The sequence below is a fragment of the Clostridium muellerianum genome, from assembly GCF_012926525.1.
In the GTDB taxonomy this organism is placed as follows: Bacteria; Bacillota; Clostridia; order Clostridiales; family Clostridiaceae; genus Clostridium_AM; species Clostridium_AM muellerianum.
The window spans coordinates 1-18,932 of the sequence record NZ_JABBNI010000037.1 but is presented as its reverse complement, the minus strand read 5'-3'; the positions used below and the strand labels follow the sequence as shown (position 1 = coordinate 18,932).

The following is an 18,932-nucleotide window of genomic DNA, read 5'->3' as shown; positions in this document are numbered from 1 at the left end:
TTTGCAGTATATATTGGGGGAGATTATGTTAGAATCTCCTTCAGTATATCTCATATCTTTTATTTTATAGTTAATAAATTATAAAATCACATTTAACAAATCAAAAGTTTACCTATTGCTATCCAATGATCTTCAAAAGAGCATAATCTATAGTCTTACAAAGGACAGCGAAGAAAAAATAATAGATAAAAGACTTTTTATAGTTGGTGATAAAAAACAGGCTATCTATGGTTTTAGGGGCACAGATAACAGAGTATTTAAAGAAGTTTCTGAGGAAATGGGCCTTGATGCTCAGAAGTCTATGAATATATGCTATAGAAGTGAAAAGGAAATAATATATGGTATAAATAGCATATTTAAAAATCTGATTAATGGATATGAAGAATTAAAGCCTAGGGAAGAAAAACCTGGTGAAGAAAAAAGAATAATGATAGTCAGATATAATGAAGGTGAAAATAAAGCATCAAATACAGGACTAAAGCTGCTAAAAGAAAAATTAAAGCGTAAGGTAGAAAATACTATAGACTTGAGTGAATTTGAAGCTGCTTTAGAGAAGTTAAAAGAAAATGATTATAAATACACCAGCTCTAAAGCATCGGATACTATATTAAAATCTATAAAGCTTTTGCTGGATAAGGGGTTAGGGTTTAAAAATATAACTATACTTATCAGGAATCGAAACCTATTAGGTGATTTGGAAGAAAAGCTTGAGGAATATAATATACCTTATTGTATTATTGGGGGAACTGGATTTTATGAAAAGGAAGAGGTTAAGGATGTTTTAGCTTTATATAAGTTTGCTATTAATAGCAGAGAAAGTATTAATGAACAGGGTAATATAATTGAGGCTTACTCTATTCTAAAAAGCCCTATTTTTCAAGTGCCTGATGATGTGCTTTTTAGATTAAGAATAAATGAGTTGAAGGAAGAAAAAGATTTTATTCAAGCTATAAGTGAAACTGTAATAGAGTTAAAAGAAGAGCTCATAGGTATAGAGGATAACTATACTGCAAAGGAAGATATAAGAAAGCTGGAAGTAGCTTTAAGTATTCTTGAAAAACTTTTAGACATAGGAAAAAAGCTTTCAGTAACGGAAATTTTAAAAAGTATTATAAAGGAGTGCAACATAAAAGAAAATGTTATTCTTCAGAAAAGTGGAATGCAGAAGTTTAGAAATATAGAAAAGCTGCTAAAGGTTTCAGAGGAATTTGACAAGGAATATTTATTTACGCCACAGGAGTTTTTAGGTTACATAGAAAAACTTAATAATCTTGGAGCAGATGATAGCGAAGCTGCTTTGGATACTGAAAATTCAGAGGCAGTAAAGATTATGACAATACATGGTTCAAAGGGTCTTGAGTTTAAAGGGGTTATAATCCCGGCAATAGATAAAAATGCAGTTTCAAGAAGTATGAGTGACTTAAAGGAAACACATATGCTTATATATGAGAATAAGTTCTTATTAAAATTTAATGAGGATAATAGTGAAAGTGAAGAATTTAAGCAAGCTATAGCTAGAAAGATGGAAGAAGTTATAGATGAAGAAATAAGAATACTTTATGTTGCCATGACAAGAGCAGAAAAATACATAGTACTTACAGGTAAAGAAGAAGAGAGTGAATTTACTGGTAATAAGCTTGAGGATCTGAATAGCTATGGAAAAATGATAGGCTATGCTTTAAGTATGGAAGCTGAAAATAATGGATTTGTAGAGTATATTCAAGAGGAGAATTTACCTCAAATAGAGCATACTGAAGATTCTAAGGAATTAGAAAGCTTTGATAGAAAAGAGATAAGAGAGAGAATAAATCATACTCAAAATATTAAAGCAAGGCGCTATAATAGTGCTTCAAAATATATGAAATACTCCAAGAATCCAAAGCTATACTATATGGAAAATATATTAAGAATAAAATTTGAAGACTATGAGCAATTGCCTGATGTAAAGAAGGAAGAAAGAGAACAGAAGAATACTCTAGCAGCAGATGTAAGAGGAACTGCAGTCCATAGTATAATTGAATTTATTAATGAAAATCAGGAAGAGAATTATGAAGAATATCTAGATAGTATTTGTGATAATATTAAGGAAGGAAATAAGAAGGATATTAAAATAGAACTTGAGAGATATATAGATAACTACTTTTCTATAGAGGCAGATCTTGATAGCTTAGGGAATAAAATAGATATTCAAAATGAAGTCCAGTATCTTTTCTCGCCACTTGAAGATAAAAAAATGATGCTTTGGGGCTTCATTGATAGGGTAGAATTATTTGAGAAAAACGGAAGATATACGGCAGTAATTACAGATTATAAAACAAATAAGATTAGGAGTGATGAGAGTATGCATGAAATTGCAGAGTTTTATGCACCTCAGCTTTTATTATATGGATCTGCTGTTGAAAAGTTACTTTATGTGAAGGGTAGGAATGTAGATGAGATTATACTACAGTTGTACTTTTTAGATTGTGGTAAAAGGGTTGAGATTGAGTTTGATAGGGAAAAGGTTGGAGAATTGCTTTATAGTATGGATGATATGGAGTTATAGGTAAGGAGAAAATAAAATGTGGTTGGTTGAGAATCAAATTTTAGTTGTTACAAATATAGATTTAGAAAGTGAAAAAATATACTACAATGGAGATAATGAGGTGCAAGCTTATAAGAGACATAAAGAAGTGCAGCATCCCAACAAACAGATAGTAAGAGCTAATGTAAAAATGTGTAAGATACGGGAATATGATTTTATACATAGTTTTGAAGTTATAGAAAGATTGGTATAATGAAATGAATAAGCTTTGCTTATAAAGAAAGGAATTTTATTAATGGATAGAGAAGAAATTATAAAAATAATAAAGGATAATACTATGGAGTCTTCTGAGGTTATAAAATATCTTGGTATTAGTAAGCAGCGATTATCTGGCTTAAATTCTAGTGGAAAGCTTGTTGCGGTAAAAAAGGGTATATACTTAAGGCAGGATGTTGAACTTCGAAAAGAAGAACAAGGAGGTTTGAGAGAAAAATATTATAAGAATCAAACTAAATAGTAATTAATCTTAAACATCAAAGTTAATCTTATCTAATATGAAAGACGTAAAATTGGAAAATGAATTTTACGTCTTTTGTTGTATAAAAATAAGGTAAGTTCATTGATATTTTATCTTTAGGTGAAAAGAGTAGCATAATAATACTTACTTTGTAAATATAGCAGATTTATAAACATTGGATAGTCATTTTAAATCACTAGAAACATTAGAATATCCGTCAGTTAAACTGTCTAAATAATTATTTTGATAAATATTATTTAACAGTCTATCATAAAGATCCTGCTTTGTATTTCTAGAAGGTAATTTTGTATCAAAATAAAATTTTAATAGAAATTGCAATTCTACTAAGGTAAAACTTTTTAAGGGCGTTGAATGAATTTTTTTGTAAAGTTCTGAGATTTTTAAGGAAACTATACTTTTTATATTAGGATATTTATTATTAAAACTTTTTAAAAGTTCAGCATCATATTTTGACAGTTGAGTATTGTTTTTGGCCATAGAGTTCTTATAAGCAAGTACAACTTTAGAAATATCATATTTAGTATTTTGGGGTTTAACTTTTACAGGGGGAGTATTACTATTCAGTTTTTGAACAAATTCATTATAGGAACTACCTTTATGGGATTTTAATAAGTTAATGAATTCATTTAGTAAATGCAAGTCTTTTTTCGATTCACTAATTTCTAATATTTGTTTATAATCAAGCATTAGTTTATAAAGTTCATCTACCTTTTTCATGAGATCCTCCTTGAAATTAGAAAGGAATATTTATGTTAGCATTAAATTGTTTAAGGTTAATTTTGCTTGAGGTAACTCTTAATATATTCTTTATCAATCCTCCATAAGAAATATGTGGTGGATTATCTCTACTTATATGTTTTGAAAAGAAACTAAGACCTTTTCCAGTAATTCTAGCAGCATCTATATAAGAGTATATTTCATTTTCAAATATTTTATTTTTAAAATAAACTTTAGATAGAAGCATGTTTTTAGTTTCAGATGAGTTTGAGCCTGGTATTTTTAATGTTTCAAATATTCCCAGTAATTTTGGATATCCTTTTTTTAAATAGTTTAAATATGAACATTCATCAGATGAACTAATAAGCGTACTATATTTGTTAAAAATGTTTTTAAATATAGTTTGGTTAATTAAATTATAAAGATGACTTGTTCCAGAGGAACTCATTTCATCCATGATAGTAGGAATTAGGTAATAATCTGAAACTATTAATGCATTTTGGGTGATTATGTTGTTAGCTGGAGGACAGTCAAAAATTATAAAATCATATTTTTCATCTAAGGCTGTATCTTTAAAAAATTTAGCTAATATAGTTAGACGATTTAATAAAGTATCTTCTCCCATTTGCTGCATGGCAATTTCAATCTCTAAATCATCTAATCCTTTTGGATAGCTACTGTCGCTTGTATCAAACATTGTGGATGGTATTACGTCTAAATTTTTAAGTATAGTATTGCTATTGGTACAATAAAAGTCTTTAAGTATGAGAGTATTTAAATCTATATTTGGTGAAATTCGTAATCTTGTTTCTAATAGATAATCATGAATTACTGAATTTATGGTGTTTTTGCAGTTGAATTTTTCTAATTTTATATCATTTCCAATTTTTCGTGAATAAGATTTTAAGCAAAGAACAGATAGCGAGCATTGAGGGTCTAAATCAATTAATAATACTTTGTTGTTGTTTAGATAATTTAAACCTACAGCTATATTGAAAGCACTGGTAGTTTTTGCTACACCACCTTTATAGTTAATTATAGATATTATTTTTGATTTTTTCATAAAATCCTTCCTGAAATATTAATTCTATACATACATATTTATGATGTTTGTAAATTAGATATTACAATATAGATAGAACAAGAGTAAGAACTAATGTTTGTATATTAATTGGCAAAATAGACCATACTATATCTATAAGCATTGGAGGGATATAATATGGTCTATTCATGTGTTAGACAAGAAGATCTTATGATTTTAATAAGAGAAGAAACTGAAAGATATGGAAACAAAAGTGAAAAAAATCATATTCAGATAGATAAAATTTTAAAAAGATTATTTACTCTAAAAAATACTAAACCAATAATAGATTTTCTTAATTCAGCCTATAAAGACAACATATCTTATGAAGCGAAGCTGTATTATGCTGATAAAGAAATCAATAACTTTGAAAAGCATAAAAGTAGATATATAAGCTTTTATGCTGATATGTACATAGAGGTTGAGGATGGAGAAAATATTTATGAATATGAAATAGAATTTCAAACAATCTATGAAGATAGTATGGCAATAAGAATGTTTAGATATGGTTTTGAGAGAGCAGTAAAAATTGCGGATTACAGTAGAATAAAGGAAGGTAGAATAAAAATAAAACTACCAGAACCCTATCTCATAGTTTTAGAAGAAGATAAAAATGTTCCAGAGAATATATTTTTGGAAATAGAAGTTCCAAAACAGGATACAATTGTATATAGATGTAAAGTATTGAAGTATTTTAACTATGATATTGATAAGCTGCTTATTGAAAATATGTATTTATTATTACCACTGCAGATATTTAAATTAAGGAAGAGAATGTATAAAATAAATATTAGCAATTTATCCTTTGAAGAAAAGAAATATAAAATGCTGCATGTATATAATGAGTTGAAAATAGTTATAAAAGATACTTTAAAAGCTATAGATTTATCGTATAATAATAATAAGATAACGCTGGAAGATTATGATGAAATGACATCTGCAATAGAAAATATAAATTCATATTTTTTAAGCATGTACGGAAAATATACGGATTTTGATGAGGAGGTTAAATATATGGTGAAGAGCTTTTATGATCCTAAGGTTGAAGAAAGGGGTGTTAAAAAGGGAATAGAGAAAGGAATAGAGAAAGGAAAAATAGAAACAGCAGTGGAAATGATAAAAGAAGGAGAGCCTTTAGAAAAGATAAAGAAATACACAAAATTAGATGAAAATAAAATTTTAGAATTGATAAAGAAAATTGAAAATGAAAAAGTTCAATAAAATGTGGTGAGGTTTACCACATTTTTATTTTAAAACTAGCAAGTTCAGGAAAGTCTTCAAAGGAAAACTAAAATTTAGTTAGTCAGTGAAATTTCATTGGCTAATTTTTATATTCTAATTAACTTGAATTCTATTTTTTATTTGTTAATGAATTCACTAAATATTGACTAGGGACAAATTGTAATGTTATAATAAGAATCGTTAAAAATATAGAATAAGAGGAAAATTATTATGTAATTAAGTAGATTTATCTAAGGAAAATTAGAAAGGGTATTTGTATTCATTAAAAAAATAATTTAATGAGTTTATTTATGTACTCTAATTTAGTTTTAAAGATAATTTACTTTTTATAACCATAATAATTGCCTTAAAAAGAATATCTCTTTTAGGTTTATTAGTGTTGTGAAAAGTTAAGCTTCGCAGCACTTTTTTGCTGCGTAAATTTAAAGGAGATGATTGTATGGAAAGAATTTATAAATATCCAAGAACTCCTCATATTGAAGGATCAAGATTTCAACAGGGAGACGAGGATTTAGACAGCATAAAGTTTGAAAGAATTAAAAATAGATTTTGTGTACTTGAAGAAAAGGTAGATGGGGCTAACTGCGGTATTAGCTTTGATAAGCAAGGAAGAATGTATTTACAAAGCAGAGGGCATTTTTTAAATGGCGGATATGGAGAAGCTCAATTTGATATGTTTAAAACCTGGGGAAATACTTTTATTTATAAGCTTAGAGAAATTTTAGGCCATAGATACATTATGTATGGAGAATGGCTTTATGCAAAGCATACTGTATATTATGATGAACTTAATCACTATTTTATGGAGTTTGATATATTTGATAAGCAGGAAGAAAAATTCTTAAGTACCAGAAGAAGAAAAGAAATGCTTAAAAGTTATCCTTTTATAAAGTCTGTATTGGTTTTAAAAGAAGGAGTGCTAAAGTCTAAAGATGAAGTTACAACACTTTTGGGTAAATCAAATTTTAAATCATATGATTGGCAGAGAAGTTTAGAAAAAAGCTGCAGGGAGTTAGATTTATCCTATGAAATTGCTAAAAAACAAACAGATACAACTGATTTAATGGAAGGTATATATATAAAAGTAGAAGATGAAAACTATGTACTTAGCAGAATGAAATATGTAAGAGCTTCATTTTTAAATACAATTATGGATTCTGAAACTCATTGGGTTAATAGACCTATTATTCCTAACAAATTAAAATCAGAAATAGATATTTTTTCTGAGGAGGTGTAGTTATGAATATAGAAAAATTTTTGAGGGAAAAGAACTACAACTTCAAAGACATAGTGGAGGAATTTAAAGTTATAGATAAATTTAAGGAAGTTAAGCAAAATCCTAAATTTCATGGCGAAGGAAATGTTTATGAGCATACTAAGTTGGTATGCAGCGAAGTTTTAAAGCTTGAAGAATGGCAATATTTAGAGGATAGAGAAAAAGTAATTTTGTATACAGCAGCAGTATTTCATGACATAGGTAAGCTTATTACTACAAGGGAAGAGGATGGGCAGATAACATCACCTAAGCATGCTGTAAAGGGTGCAAAGATTTTTAGATACTTAGCCTATAGAGAATATGAATTTGATAAGTCTATAAGAGAAGAAATAGCGGCACTCATTAGATATCATGGGTTGCCTCTGTACTTTATTGAAAAAGAAGATATAGATTATCATCTTATAAAAGCAGCTGAGATCACTAATATGAAACTACTTTATTTATTAGGAAAATGTGATTTGCTTGGAAGGTACTGTGAAGATAAGGCAGCCTTACTTGAAAGGGTTTTTTATTTTAAAACCTATGTAGAAGAATTAGGTTGTTTTTATGGACCTAAGAAATTTAAGAATGACTATACAAGGTTTTTGTATCTTACAGGAAATAAGGTTTATCCTGAAGCAGAGATTTTTGATAATAGAAGCTTTGAAGTAGTAATTATGATGGGACTTCCTTTAGCTGGAAAGGATACTTATATAAAGTGTAATTTTAAGGGGATAAAAGTAATATCTTTAGATCATATTAGAGAAGAACTTAATGTTTCACCTTCTAAGGATTTTGGAAAAGTTGGAGCGGTGGCCTTTTCTAAAGCAAAGGAATATTTAAGAAGAAAAGAAAGCTTTGTCTGGAATGCTACGAATTTAAGAAGAGAGAATAGGCAAAAATTAATTAGACTATGCACATCTTATGGAGCAAAAGTAAAGTTTGTTTATTTAGAGGTGTCTTATAGAGAGTTAATTTTAAGGGATAATAAAAGAGAAAGATATGTACCTATTAAAGTAATAGATAACATGATAAAAAATATGGATATGCCTGAAGCAGAAGAAATTTGTTAGTTAAGTAAGCTTAAGGTAAATCGTGGAGTGATTATATTCTAAGATAAACTCGCTTAGTCTGTTATAGGGTTTACTTTATATAAAGTGGAAGAGTTTTTTAATAAATTTGAAGTAGCTACGTAGTCCTCAATTATTGGATTTCATTGGTATTAAAAAATTTCATATAATATAAAATATGTGTTAATATTATAGTATTATACAAAATGGAGGTTTTTAATATGAATAATGAACAATTTCATGATTTTTTTCAAAAATGTATCAATCCTTTTGAAAAATTTTATGATGAAATAGTGGAAAATCACCCAGAGTGGGAAAAAAATAAAGATGAAAGAGTTTTGATATTAAAAAATGTTTGCAATATACTGAAGGCTGCAAACTTAAACTGTATTCCAGATAAAGAATTTTTAGAAGATATTTCAAACAAAAACGGTACAAATTATACAGAAGAACATGAAGCAATAAATGATAGTATGATAAAAATAGGATTTATTAGTGTGCTTTGTTCTACCATAGAATTTAGTTTTAGAATGTTTGCAAAACAATACGACATTGAAGATAATAGAATTTCAAAAGTTTATAAAAACTTATTTTATAGATTAAATATCAAGGAATATGATGCAATTACAATCACTACATACATTAGAAATGCAATATCCCATAATAATCAATTGTGGATATACGATAACAAAGAAATAGAATACAAAGGGAAAGTATATAAGTTTGAAAAGAATAGAATAGTTAAATATACAACTTGGGAAGATTTTTTTCATTTAATACCAGGAATAATAGATATAATTTCTGAAGTTGTAAATTCAACAGATATTAGTAGATTATATATTATAAGGTAGCAAGCTCAGGCAAACCCATGAGGTGTAAATTTTAAAATTAGCACAGGATTTTAATATCCTAAAAATTTTTAGTAAAGGTTGTGATGAATATGATAAAAAATATGATGGTGAGAGAAGATTAAATAAGAGCTTACTAAATCATAATTATAGTAATGGCTTAAAATTAGTTATTCTCTCAATATAACACTATTTTATTTATTAAGGAGAGAATATTTGAATATGTATAAAATTATATACACAGAAAAATCATGGATGGAAAGTGAAGGTGTAGAGCAGGTAAAAAAACTGTCAAATTTAAAAGGAGTAATTTCAGCTGTTGGTTACCCAGATTTACACCCTGGAAAAACACCAGTTGGAGCAGCTTTTTTAACAGAAGGAATAATTTATCCTCATTTAATTGGAAATGACATAGGGTGTTCTGTAAGTTTATTTCAAACTTCTATCTTTGAAAAGAAATTTAAAGTAGATAAGGCAATGAAAAGTTTGAACAATCTAGAGTTTGAAAAAGATGAATTTAATATTGGTACTATAGGTAAGGGGAACCACTTTGCAGAATTCACTGCTATTGATGAAATATTGGATAAAGAAGAATTTAATAATCTGAATCTAGATAAAAATAAAGTACATTTACTAATTCATAGCGGCAGTAGAGGTTTAGGCGAACATATTTTAAGAAAGCATATTGAGAAGTACAGCTGTCAGAATGGTTTGATAGAGGGTAGTGAAGGTTTTGAAAGCTACTTAAAAGATTATGCAAAGGCAATACTTTTTGCCAGAAAAAGTAGAAAATTAATTGCTGAGAGGTTATGTGATGCTATTAATGGATCCTTAGAAACTCTTGTAATTGAAGCTGTTCATAATGGTATTGAATTTAAAAATAATTATTATGTTCATAGAAAAGGTGCAGCACCATCTGATAATGGATATGTTGTTATAGCAGGCTCTAGGGGGACTAACTCATATATTGTTAAGCCTATAAATGAAAGCTTGGATACAGGTTTTTCAATTGCTCATGGAGCTGGACGTAAGTGGCAGAGAAATGGCTGTAAGGAAAGACTTTTAGGTAAGTTTTCTAAGAAAGATGTTAAAAATGGAAACTTTAGTTATAACCTTGTATGTAAAGATAAAAGTTTAATTTACGAAGAAGCTCCAGAAGCCTATAAAAACATTGATAGGGTAATTCAGGATCTTATTGAATTTGATTTGATTAAAGTAATAGCAAAATTAAAGCCTATTATAACATATAAAGATTAATGAAATGTTTTAAAATATCAAATTTAATAAGTATATGTCTTTTTATAATAGCAAGGCAAACCTTTTGGTTTGCCTAGTACCCACGTGGTGTATTGACAATTTGTTAACAAATTGTTTTGCTATAAGAAATGGTGTATTATAAACTTATATTTAATAATGTAAGTGAGGGATTAATAATGAGATTTTTACCATTTATCAATGGGAAACTTTTTTTGGTGATATATGGGGTTTATGCAGTGGCATTAATAATATTATTGTCGAAGAAATTAAAAGGTAATGATGAATATTATGTGGCAACAGGTTTAGATGAAGTACAATATTATGTTTTAGATAATAAATATAGTTTGGAGAATATGTTTTACTATATAACGTACAGGCTATATGCTAAAGGAATTCTATTAAAAAATGAAGAAGAAAAAACTTTTTATGTAAATAAGTCTGTTTCCACATATTTATCAAGTATTGAAAAAAAAGTATACCGTTTATATTTAGAAAAGTTTGCACCAAAGGATTTTAAATCAAGTATGCTAAATGAAAATCAATTTAAAGGGTATTATTATAGCATTTATAATGAATTAATAACAAAGGGATTAATTAAAGATAGTGATATGATAAAAAAGAATAAATCTACTTTAAAAATGGGAATACTTATTATATTTATTCCAGGGGTTTGGAGACTTATTGGAGGAATAGCAAGTAATATGCCAGTAACAGCCCTAGTAATGGAAATTATTATAACTTTTATTATAATAAGGGTCGTATTATCTAGTCGAGTTAATGATAATTTGACCAATAAGGGATATGCTTCTAAAAGAGCATTTGAAAAGCAATATAATTCAATAATTAATGATTCTGACAGTAGCTCTAACACTAATGGAGGTTATGCAAATACTATGCAGGAGTTTTTAATTGGAGCAGCATGGATGAATTTTTTAGGTGTAAATAATATATATAAAAATAGTGGTAGTGATACATCTACTTTTTTTAACAATGATAGTAGTTTTGATTCTTCTGATAGTGGTGATTCTTCTGATAGTAGTGATTCGGGAAGTTCTTGTTCTGCATGCTCATCTTGTGGAGGCTGTGGTAGTGGAGGAGATTAATTTTGAAAAGATTAATTTTGCAATGGCATATTACTGCAAGGTGTAATAAAAGATGTAAGCATTGCTATCAAGAAGACTACAGTGGAGAAGAATTTACAATAGAAAAATTAAAGGAATTAGGGTATCAATATTTAGAACTTTTATATGAGTATAATAAAAATTGTAATGAAAAAATAAAGGGACAAATAAATATAACTGGAGGAGAACCATTTATTAGAGAAGATATTTGGGAGCTTTTAGACTTTTTTAAAAAGAATGCTGAGTATTTTGATTTTGGAATACTTACTAATGGTTCACTTTTAAATGAGGAAAATGTTATTAGATTAAAAAGTTATAATCCTAAAATGGTGCAAGTAAGTTTAGATGGAAGTAAAAAAGTTCATGATGAAATAAGAGGCGCAAATTCTTATAATGAAGTTATAAATGCATTAAAACTATTAAGAAAATACAAGATAAAATCATTAGTTTCATTTACTGCAAATAATAAGAACTATAAAGAATTTAAGAATGTAGTAAAGGCAGCTAAAAAGTGTAAAGCATATAAGGTTTGGACAGATAGAATGGTCCCAATTGGATCAGGAAACTGTGGAGAAATTAAAACTTTAAATAGAAAAGAAGTAGTTGAATATATAAATATAATACGTAAAGAGCAATTAAATGTATTAAATAAGTTTACTAAAACTAAAATTGTTGGTGAAAGAAGTCTCCAATTTTTAAATGGAATTAGTGAGTGTTATAAATGCAGTGCAGCAGATGGACTAGTAGTACTTCTTGAAAATGGAGATGTAATGCCTTGTAGAAGATTACCAATTGTAGCAGGGAATATACAAAATTCAGATTTAAAAGAAATTTATTTTAATTCAAAAGTATTTAAAGATTTAAGAGATTTTAAGGAAGAGCCTAAAGGCTGTACAAAGTGTAATTTTTTTAATTTATGTAAAGGTGGAGCTAAGTGTATAGCTTATGGTGTATATGGTGATTATAAAATTGGAGATTATGGCTGCATTCTTAAGAATGAAGAAGGTTAATACCTACAATGTAAATTGCTAAAATTTAAAGAGATAGAAAACCTGATTATAAGTTTTCTATTTTTTTTAATTTGATATTTATTCAGCCCAAGTTCCAAATTTTGAACCAATAGCAACTCAGCTAAGGCTTTGCAAGATCTCCTTAGGTGCTAATAAGTTGTTTTGCTATGATTAATTTTAGAATTACTGTGAATATATATCTGAAAATTCTATGCTTATCCTCTCCACATTAGTCTGAAGAATAGATTTATCATACATAAAAGGTTGATCTTTAACCAATCCAGCAGGTAGTAATATTGAAAATTCACTCCCTTTTCCTTCAATACTTGTAACACTTATTTTACCACCATGTATTTCAGTAAATGATTTTACAAGATATAGACCTATTCCAGTTCCTTCGCATTGTCTGGAAAGTGAACGATTCGCTTGTCCAAAACGCTCAAATATAACATCAATTTTATCTTTTGGAATACCGTCTCCCTCATCTTTTACTTTAATAACAAGATTTGATCCTTCATCTATTAAATTAACATATATTCGTCCCTTAGAATGGCTATATTTAAAAGCATTGGATATTAAATTTAACATTATACGCTCTATCTTATCATAATCAAAAGCCATAGTTTTTTCTTCAACATTTGTATCAAATATAAGCTCTATATCCCTACTTTTTACATAAGATGCTACTGATTGAACAATATCCTCTATAACATTTATGATATTACCATTTTTTTTATTAAGTTTCATAAATCCAGAATCCAACTTAGTTATATCTAGAAGATTATTTATTAACCTAATCATTCTCAGGCAATTTTGTTTCATTGTTTTTAAGTAGGATTTGAACTTGTTTATATTATCTATTTTGTAATTATCTAAATACATATTTATAGTTTGAATAGCAGCGTAAATAACATTAACAGGTGTTTTAAGTTCATGGGACATATTAGTAAAAAATTCAGTTATAAGAACATTAAATTCTCTAGTTTCATTAAGTAATTTTAAATTTTTTTCTGCATCTTGCTTTAAGGTTTCTACCTTTTTTTCTGAAGTTATATCAAGTAAAAATGTTAATATGGTAGGGTTATCTTTGTAAGTGAAAAAAGATGATGTGTTGCGCACTGGAATAAAGTCGTCATTGCAGTTTAATATATTTTCTTCTTCTATAATCTTTGAAAGTTTATTAGTAATAATATTCAAATACTTTTTTTTAATATTTAATTTAATATCTCCTGAATAGTGATTATAAAAGTTCTTACCAGTTAGTTTCATTGGATTGTCATATCCCAGCAATTTAGCTGCACTCTCATTGGCATATATAATTATTCCTTTTTTATGTACAATAATAGCATTTACTGAATTTTCAAATAACATATCATAACAAATTTTATTTTTTAATAATAATGATTCCATATTCTGTCTCTGTTTATTCTGATTTTCCAATTCAGTACTTAGTATGTTAAGTGTTTCATCCTTTTTTTTATTATTCTCACATTCCATATCAACATAGTATCCAAGAATCCATGCAACAAAAATAAATATTCCTATCATTATTAAATCTTTTTGAAAATATAAATTAATTCCATCTTTTAGTGGGGCATATAGCAAATCTGCTCCAAGCACAAAAAATGAAGAAAAAAGTGAAGTTATAATTCCATAACGAGAACCATATTCAATAACTGAGGCTATTATTAATAGTAGAAATAAGTATTTATATTCACTCTCATAAGCTGTAGATAAATATATTGGTAATGCAATAATAAACATAAAAAAAATATTTTCTAAAAGCCAGGAAATCCTAAATACGTTTGATGATTGAGATACTTTACGATTAGTTATTAAGCAGGTTAAATAACATACTCCAGTAATAATTAAAAAAAATGCTGTAATATATAAATTAAATTGACCATTAGTTTTTATATTTAAATCAAACCAATATTTAGGCAAGTTAATATATATAATTATACTAATAAATACTATTATTGAAATTTTCACAGTAGATAGCATGACAGATAAGTTATTTTCAATTTTATGTGTAACAGCATTCATAAAGAAACCTCCTTCTTTTATAAATAAAGTTGCTTAAAATAAAAATAAAAATTATTAATTACAAATTAATAATTTTTATTTTTAGTTTCTATTTCCTCAAGCATTTAGGTTCTTCAGGTTGAAATGCACCAAAGCAACATGCTGATGCTGAAACTGAAAAGGCCATTTTTGTGCAAAAATATGATGTGATTGTAACAAAGAACTTCTTAATTTCCTTTTTCATAATGTTTTCTCCTTTCAATTATATATATTTTAAAACAAAGTCAACTTTGTTTAGAAAACTTGTTCCACTTTCAGTAAGTGTAATAGTTTGCCATAGAACTCCAAGAATAATACTTTCTATAAATTTTATGTAATACAATTTCAAATATTTTGTACTAAGCACACATAAAATTGTAATTATCAATGAAAAAATAAATAGTACAATAATAGATTTTTTTTTTAATTGCTTTTTAAGTTGAATATTGGTAATAGGTTTCTTAACACTGTCTACTGGTGCATTTTTTGCAACTATTATAAAAGCAAATGATATACAGGCTATGCTTATTAATATTGCAGTAAGCATATTAATTTTGAAAAATATCTTATCAATAAATATTCCTGATGCCACTGCTAAAATTGTACCTATTATAATACAGTGACATGGTGAAGAAGCATGTGCCCCTCCTGAATATTTTCTTAGAATGCTAACAGTAATGGAAAATAATAATGCTTCATAAAGTACACCAAGAAACAAACCAGCAATGATTACCCATAAAATAGCAAGCATAGTTTGAAGTAAATTTATTGCACCATATACAATAATTTGTTCTTTATCCTCATCAACATTTAAAAATACTTTAGCATTTTTTCCTATTTTAACTGATATTCTTTCAATTAGAGACATATTTCATTCCTTCTTTTGTTTTTAATAAATAATGTATTATTATAATAAAAATTGATGTAATAGCCAGGGATGGAATTTCTAATACACATTTTTTAACAGGTTCTAAAAGTTGAAGATTTGTATCGACATTTAGTAAATTCAATATTAACATATTTAAAAATTCACTTAAAGAAAGTATGAAAAACATTAGTAAAGTACTATATATAGATTTTATTAATGGTATACCAATAATAAACATAATGCTTATAGTTATTATTATATTAATCATCATATGCACTCCCAAATATATAGGAAGCCATCTTATAAAAAAGATTAGTATAGATATTATTATACTGGAAAGTACATATTGTGGTATATCAAAAGACTTTCTAGAAATTACATATACTCCCCATATTAAAATAAATATTTCTGGTATAATCCTTAAAAAAAATTCTATCCATGTAAGTTTCAACATGTTTTTTATGTCCTTTCTATAATATTCAGTGTATAAATTTTGGAAAAATAACATATATTTATATATTTGTATACATTTAAACTTAAATTACATATAATGTAATATTCGGCATTAAAAATATAATTCCTTCTTTTTTAATTTTTTTCTTTCAACTATTGACTATCACTAACTGATCTTTTTTTGAAAATAAATGATGGATTATTATAATAAAAACTGATGTAATAATTAATGATGGAAGTGTTAACACACATTTTTTAACAGGTTCTAAAAGTTGGAAATTTGTATCAATATTTAGTAGATTTAGTATTATCAAATTTAAATACTCACTTAAACAAAGTACAAAAAACATTATTAAAGTGCTATATATGGATTTTATTAATGGTATATCAACAATAATCATAATACTTATAGTTAAAATCATATTAAGTATCATATGAACTCCCCAATATATAGGAAGCCATCTTACGAAAAAGGTTAGTATAGCCATTATTGTACTAGAAAATACATAGTGGGAATTATTAAAAGAATTTCTAGAGATTACATATATTCCCCATATTAAAATAAACATTTCTGGAATAGTCCTTAAAAAAAATTCTATCCATGTAAGTTTCAACATATTTTTTATGTCCCTTCTGTAATATTTAGTGTACAAGTTTAACAATTAAAAGGTTAAAAATAATGCTAATAAATATGTACACATTATTATATGTTTTAACTTTGTTTCTATATAATGTATTATTCACCATTAAAAGTATAATTCCTCTTTTTTGACTTTTTTACTAAATAAACTATATATTTTAATTTAATTTCCGTAGAATATGGCAAAAGAAACTTAAAGTACGATGTAGAGATTCAATGGAGAATGTGACTTGGAGGATATTTGACCCAATACATAAATTAGTTGCTGCTAAATATTGACTAGGGACAAATTGTAATGTTATAATAAGAATTGTTAAAAATGTAGAATAAGAGGAAAATTATTATGTAATTAAGTAGATTTATCTAAGGAAAATTAAAAAGGATATTTGTATTCATTAAAAAAATAATTTAATGAGTTTATTTATGTATTCTAATTTAGTTTTAAAGATAATTTACTTTTTATAACCGTAATAATTGCCTTAAAAAGAATATCTCTTTTAGGTTTATTAGTGTTGTGAAAAGTTAAGTTCGCAGCACTTTTTTGCTGCGTAAATTTAAAGGAGATGATTGTATGGAAAGAATTTATAAATATCCAAGAACTCCTCATATTGAAGGATCAAGATTTCAACAGGGAGACGAGGATTTAGAAAGCATAAAGTTTGAAAAAATTAAAAATAGATTTTGTGTACTTGAAGAAAAGGTAGATGGGGATAACTGCGGTATTAGCTTTGATAAGCAAGGAAGAATGTATTTACAAAGCAGAGGGCATTTTTTAAATGGCGGATATGGAGAAACTCAATTCAATATGTTTAAAACCTGGGCAAATACTTTTATTTATAAGCTTAGGGAAATTTTAGGCTACAGATATGTTATGTATGGAGAATGGCTTTATGCAAAGCATACGGTGTATTATGATGAACTTAATGTTTCACCTTCTAAGGATTTTGGAAAAGTTGGAGCAGTGGCGTTTTCTAAAGCAAAGGAATATTTAAGAAGAAAAGAAAGCTTTGTCTGGAATGCTACGAATTTAAGGAGAGAGAATAGACAAAAATTAATTAGACTATGCACATCTTACGGAGCAAAAGTAAAGTTTGTTTATTTAGAGGTGCCTTATAGAGAGTTAATTTTAAGGGATAATAAAAGAGAAAGATATGTACCTATTAAAGTAATAGATAACATGATAAAAAATATGGATATGCCTGAAGCAGAAGAAATTTGTTAGTTAAGTAAGATCAGGTAAAGCATTAAAAAAGTGTTATGTAAGCATCAAAGGAGAAAGTTTTAGATTATGGATAATATTAAAGATAAATTATTTAGAATAATAGCAATTATATTAAATACTATATACGTTATTGCAATAGTACCAGTTGGATTTGCCATCCTTGTAGCATCTGCAATGATATTTGATTCACCGAAGTCGGTTGAAGAACCAATGGCATGGGTTTTCTTTTTTCTTACTTTATCAATACCAGTATTAACATTTTTAGCCTGTGTAAGTTCCATTGTGTTAGTATCTAAAAAATCCAATACTAAAGCATTTTTATGTAGTATATCGCCAATAGCGTACGTTTTTATTATTGTGCTAATTAATTGGTTATTTGTAACAATAAAGGGTTAATTTAAAGAGTGTAGCAAGCATAGGCAAACCTTCTAAAGAAACACGGGAGCTCTAACAAATTGCTTTGCTACACCAATCTATGAATATTTCATTTTTATTAGCAGCTTAATTTATTTGCCCCTACCTCAATCTATAATTATTTTCCTTACCACGAATTTCCACAATAAAATTTTTGCACATTTCCAGAATTCTACTTCCTATGCTTTCATCAAAATATAAAAGCTTTTCTACAGTAAATTCTGAAGATATTATTATGGGTAAATTTTTCATGTATCTGTAATTTAGTATTTCAAAGATTACATTTATGTCTGATTCAGTAAGCTTGCCTTTATAGAGATCATCTATTATTAAAACCTGTGCTGTTTTGAATTTTCTAGTGCAGGTTTCATAGTATTCTTCATCTAAAATATTCTGTTTTAATTTTAATATTTGCTCTCTATAGGACATATAAATTACAGGAATGCCCTTTGATAGAAGATTTAAACCTATAGCTATGCTTAATAGAATAGGTAAGAGCAGACTTCGACTTTACGTTAAGCCTCTCTTTTCCCCTCCTTCACACCGTACGTGAGACTTTCACCTCATACGGCGTTCCATCAATTAAATATTAGATTTTTAAGACATCA

The 18,932-nt window shown here is 27.3% G+C and carries 20 protein-coding genes; 11 read left to right on the top strand and 9 right to left on the bottom strand.

Annotated features, from left to right (window positions below; all coding sequences use genetic code 11):
* The first annotated feature begins 115 nt into the window (after positions 1-115).
* The 3 genes from HBE96_RS17760 to HBE96_RS17750 are packed head-to-tail and all read left to right on the top strand — an operon-like array spanning position 116 to position 3,041.
* Entirely contained in the window at positions 116-2,545 is a 2,430-nt protein-coding gene (locus HBE96_RS17760; protein ID WP_169299062.1) for a UvrD-helicase domain-containing protein, read from the top strand.
* A 16-nt stretch (positions 2,546-2,561) separates the two neighbouring features.
* The gene (locus HBE96_RS17755) at positions 2,562-2,777 is read left to right on the top strand and encodes a hypothetical protein (RefSeq protein WP_169299061.1); all 216 of its coding nucleotides are present in this window, start codon (positions 2,562-2,564) and stop codon (positions 2,775-2,777) included.
* 42 nt (positions 2,778-2,819) lie between these two features.
* Complete coding sequence (locus HBE96_RS17750) at positions 2,820-3,041, top strand: DNA-binding protein (protein WP_169299060.1); 222 nt, start codon at positions 2,820-2,822, stop codon at positions 3,039-3,041.
* Positions 3,042-3,224: 183 nt separating this feature from the next.
* Here HBE96_RS17750 and HBE96_RS17745 read toward each other — a convergent pair whose 3' ends face one another.
* Entirely contained in the window at positions 3,225-3,779 is a 555-nt protein-coding gene (locus HBE96_RS17745) for a hypothetical protein (protein WP_169299059.1), read from the bottom strand.
* Between the two features lie 16 nt (positions 3,780-3,795).
* On the bottom strand, positions 3,796-4,842 hold the full coding sequence (locus HBE96_RS17740) for a ParA family protein (RefSeq protein ID WP_169299058.1): 1,047 nt from the start codon (positions 4,840-4,842) through the stop codon (positions 3,796-3,798).
* A 156-nt stretch (positions 4,843-4,998) separates the two neighbouring features.
* Here HBE96_RS17740 and HBE96_RS26460 point away from each other — a divergent pair, with 156 nt between their 5' ends.
* The 7 genes from HBE96_RS26460 to HBE96_RS17705 all read left to right on the top strand — a co-directional run bounded on the left by HBE96_RS26460 (position 4,999) and on the right by HBE96_RS17705 (position 12,663).
* Positions 4,999-6,081 carry a hypothetical protein gene (locus HBE96_RS26460; RefSeq protein WP_243186987.1) on the top strand — a complete coding sequence of 361 codons (1,083 nt, stop codon included), beginning with the start codon at positions 4,999-5,001 and terminating at the stop codon, positions 6,079-6,081.
* Positions 6,082-6,541: 460 nt separating this feature from the next.
* Positions 6,542-7,339: an RNA ligase family protein gene (locus HBE96_RS17730; RefSeq protein WP_169299057.1), complete on the top strand. Its 798-nt coding sequence runs from the start codon at positions 6,542-6,544 to the stop codon at positions 7,337-7,339.
* 2 nt (positions 7,340-7,341) lie between these two features.
* Complete coding sequence (locus HBE96_RS17725; protein ID WP_169299056.1) at positions 7,342-8,430, top strand: AAA family ATPase; 1,089 nt, start codon at positions 7,342-7,344, stop codon at positions 8,428-8,430.
* 218 nt (positions 8,431-8,648) lie between these two features.
* The gene (locus HBE96_RS17720; RefSeq protein WP_169299055.1) at positions 8,649-9,278 is read left to right on the top strand and encodes a hypothetical protein; all 630 of its coding nucleotides are present in this window, start codon (positions 8,649-8,651) and stop codon (positions 9,276-9,278) included.
* A gap of 219 nt (positions 9,279-9,497) precedes the next feature.
* Positions 9,498-10,532 carry an RNA ligase RtcB family protein gene (locus HBE96_RS17715; protein WP_169299054.1) on the top strand — a complete coding sequence of 345 codons (1,035 nt, stop codon included), beginning with the start codon at positions 9,498-9,500 and terminating at the stop codon, positions 10,530-10,532.
* Positions 10,533-10,708: 176 nt separating this feature from the next.
* Positions 10,709-11,635, top strand: coding sequence for a hypothetical protein (locus HBE96_RS17710; protein ID WP_169299053.1), 927 nt, complete (start codon positions 10,709-10,711; stop codon positions 11,633-11,635).
* A gap of 2 nt (positions 11,636-11,637) precedes the next feature.
* Positions 11,638-12,663 carry a radical SAM/SPASM domain-containing protein gene (locus tag HBE96_RS17705; protein WP_169299052.1) on the top strand — a complete coding sequence of 342 codons (1,026 nt, stop codon included), beginning with the start codon at positions 11,638-11,640 and terminating at the stop codon, positions 12,661-12,663.
* A gap of 183 nt (positions 12,664-12,846) precedes the next feature.
* Here the strand turns inward: HBE96_RS17705 and HBE96_RS17700 are convergent, their stop codons facing one another.
* From HBE96_RS17700 to HBE96_RS17680, 5 genes are all read right to left on the bottom strand, one after another.
* Positions 12,847-14,709, bottom strand: coding sequence for an ATP-binding protein (locus HBE96_RS17700; RefSeq protein WP_169299051.1), 1,863 nt, complete (start codon positions 14,707-14,709; stop codon positions 12,847-12,849).
* An 88-nt stretch (positions 14,710-14,797) separates the two neighbouring features.
* Positions 14,798-14,932, bottom strand: coding sequence for a cyclic lactone autoinducer peptide (locus HBE96_RS17695; RefSeq protein ID WP_169299050.1), 135 nt, complete (start codon positions 14,930-14,932; stop codon positions 14,798-14,800).
* A gap of 18 nt (positions 14,933-14,950) precedes the next feature.
* Positions 14,951-15,595 (bottom strand): accessory gene regulator ArgB-like protein, encoded by a 645-nt coding sequence (locus HBE96_RS17690; RefSeq protein ID WP_169299049.1) that lies wholly within the window; start codon positions 15,593-15,595, stop codon positions 14,951-14,953.
* Positions 15,582-16,049, bottom strand: a complete 468-nt coding sequence (locus HBE96_RS17685) for a hypothetical protein (RefSeq protein ID WP_169299048.1) — start codon at positions 16,047-16,049, stop codon at positions 15,582-15,584. The genes HBE96_RS17690 and HBE96_RS17685 overlap by 14 nt, the downstream gene beginning before the upstream one ends.
* Positions 16,050-16,197: 148 nt before the next feature.
* Entirely contained in the window at positions 16,198-16,665 is a 468-nt protein-coding gene (locus HBE96_RS17680; protein WP_169299047.1) for a hypothetical protein, read from the bottom strand.
* Between the two features lie 594 nt (positions 16,666-17,259).
* Between HBE96_RS17680 and HBE96_RS26455 the strand changes: the two genes are divergently transcribed.
* Positions 17,260-17,910, top strand: coding sequence for an RNA ligase family protein (locus HBE96_RS26455; protein ID WP_169299046.1), 651 nt, complete (start codon positions 17,260-17,262; stop codon positions 17,908-17,910).
* Positions 17,911-17,969: 59 nt separating this feature from the next.
* On the opposite strand, the gene HBE96_RS17670 is transcribed toward HBE96_RS26455, so the two are convergent.
* Positions 17,970-18,191: a hypothetical protein gene (locus HBE96_RS17670; RefSeq protein WP_169299045.1), complete on the bottom strand. Its 222-nt coding sequence runs from the start codon at positions 18,189-18,191 to the stop codon at positions 17,970-17,972.
* A gap of 235 nt (positions 18,192-18,426) precedes the next feature.
* On the bottom strand, positions 18,427-18,795 hold the full coding sequence (locus HBE96_RS17665) for an ATP-binding protein (protein ID WP_483416374.1): 369 nt from the start codon (positions 18,793-18,795) through the stop codon (positions 18,427-18,429).
* Positions 18,796-18,932 lie beyond the last annotated feature (137 nt).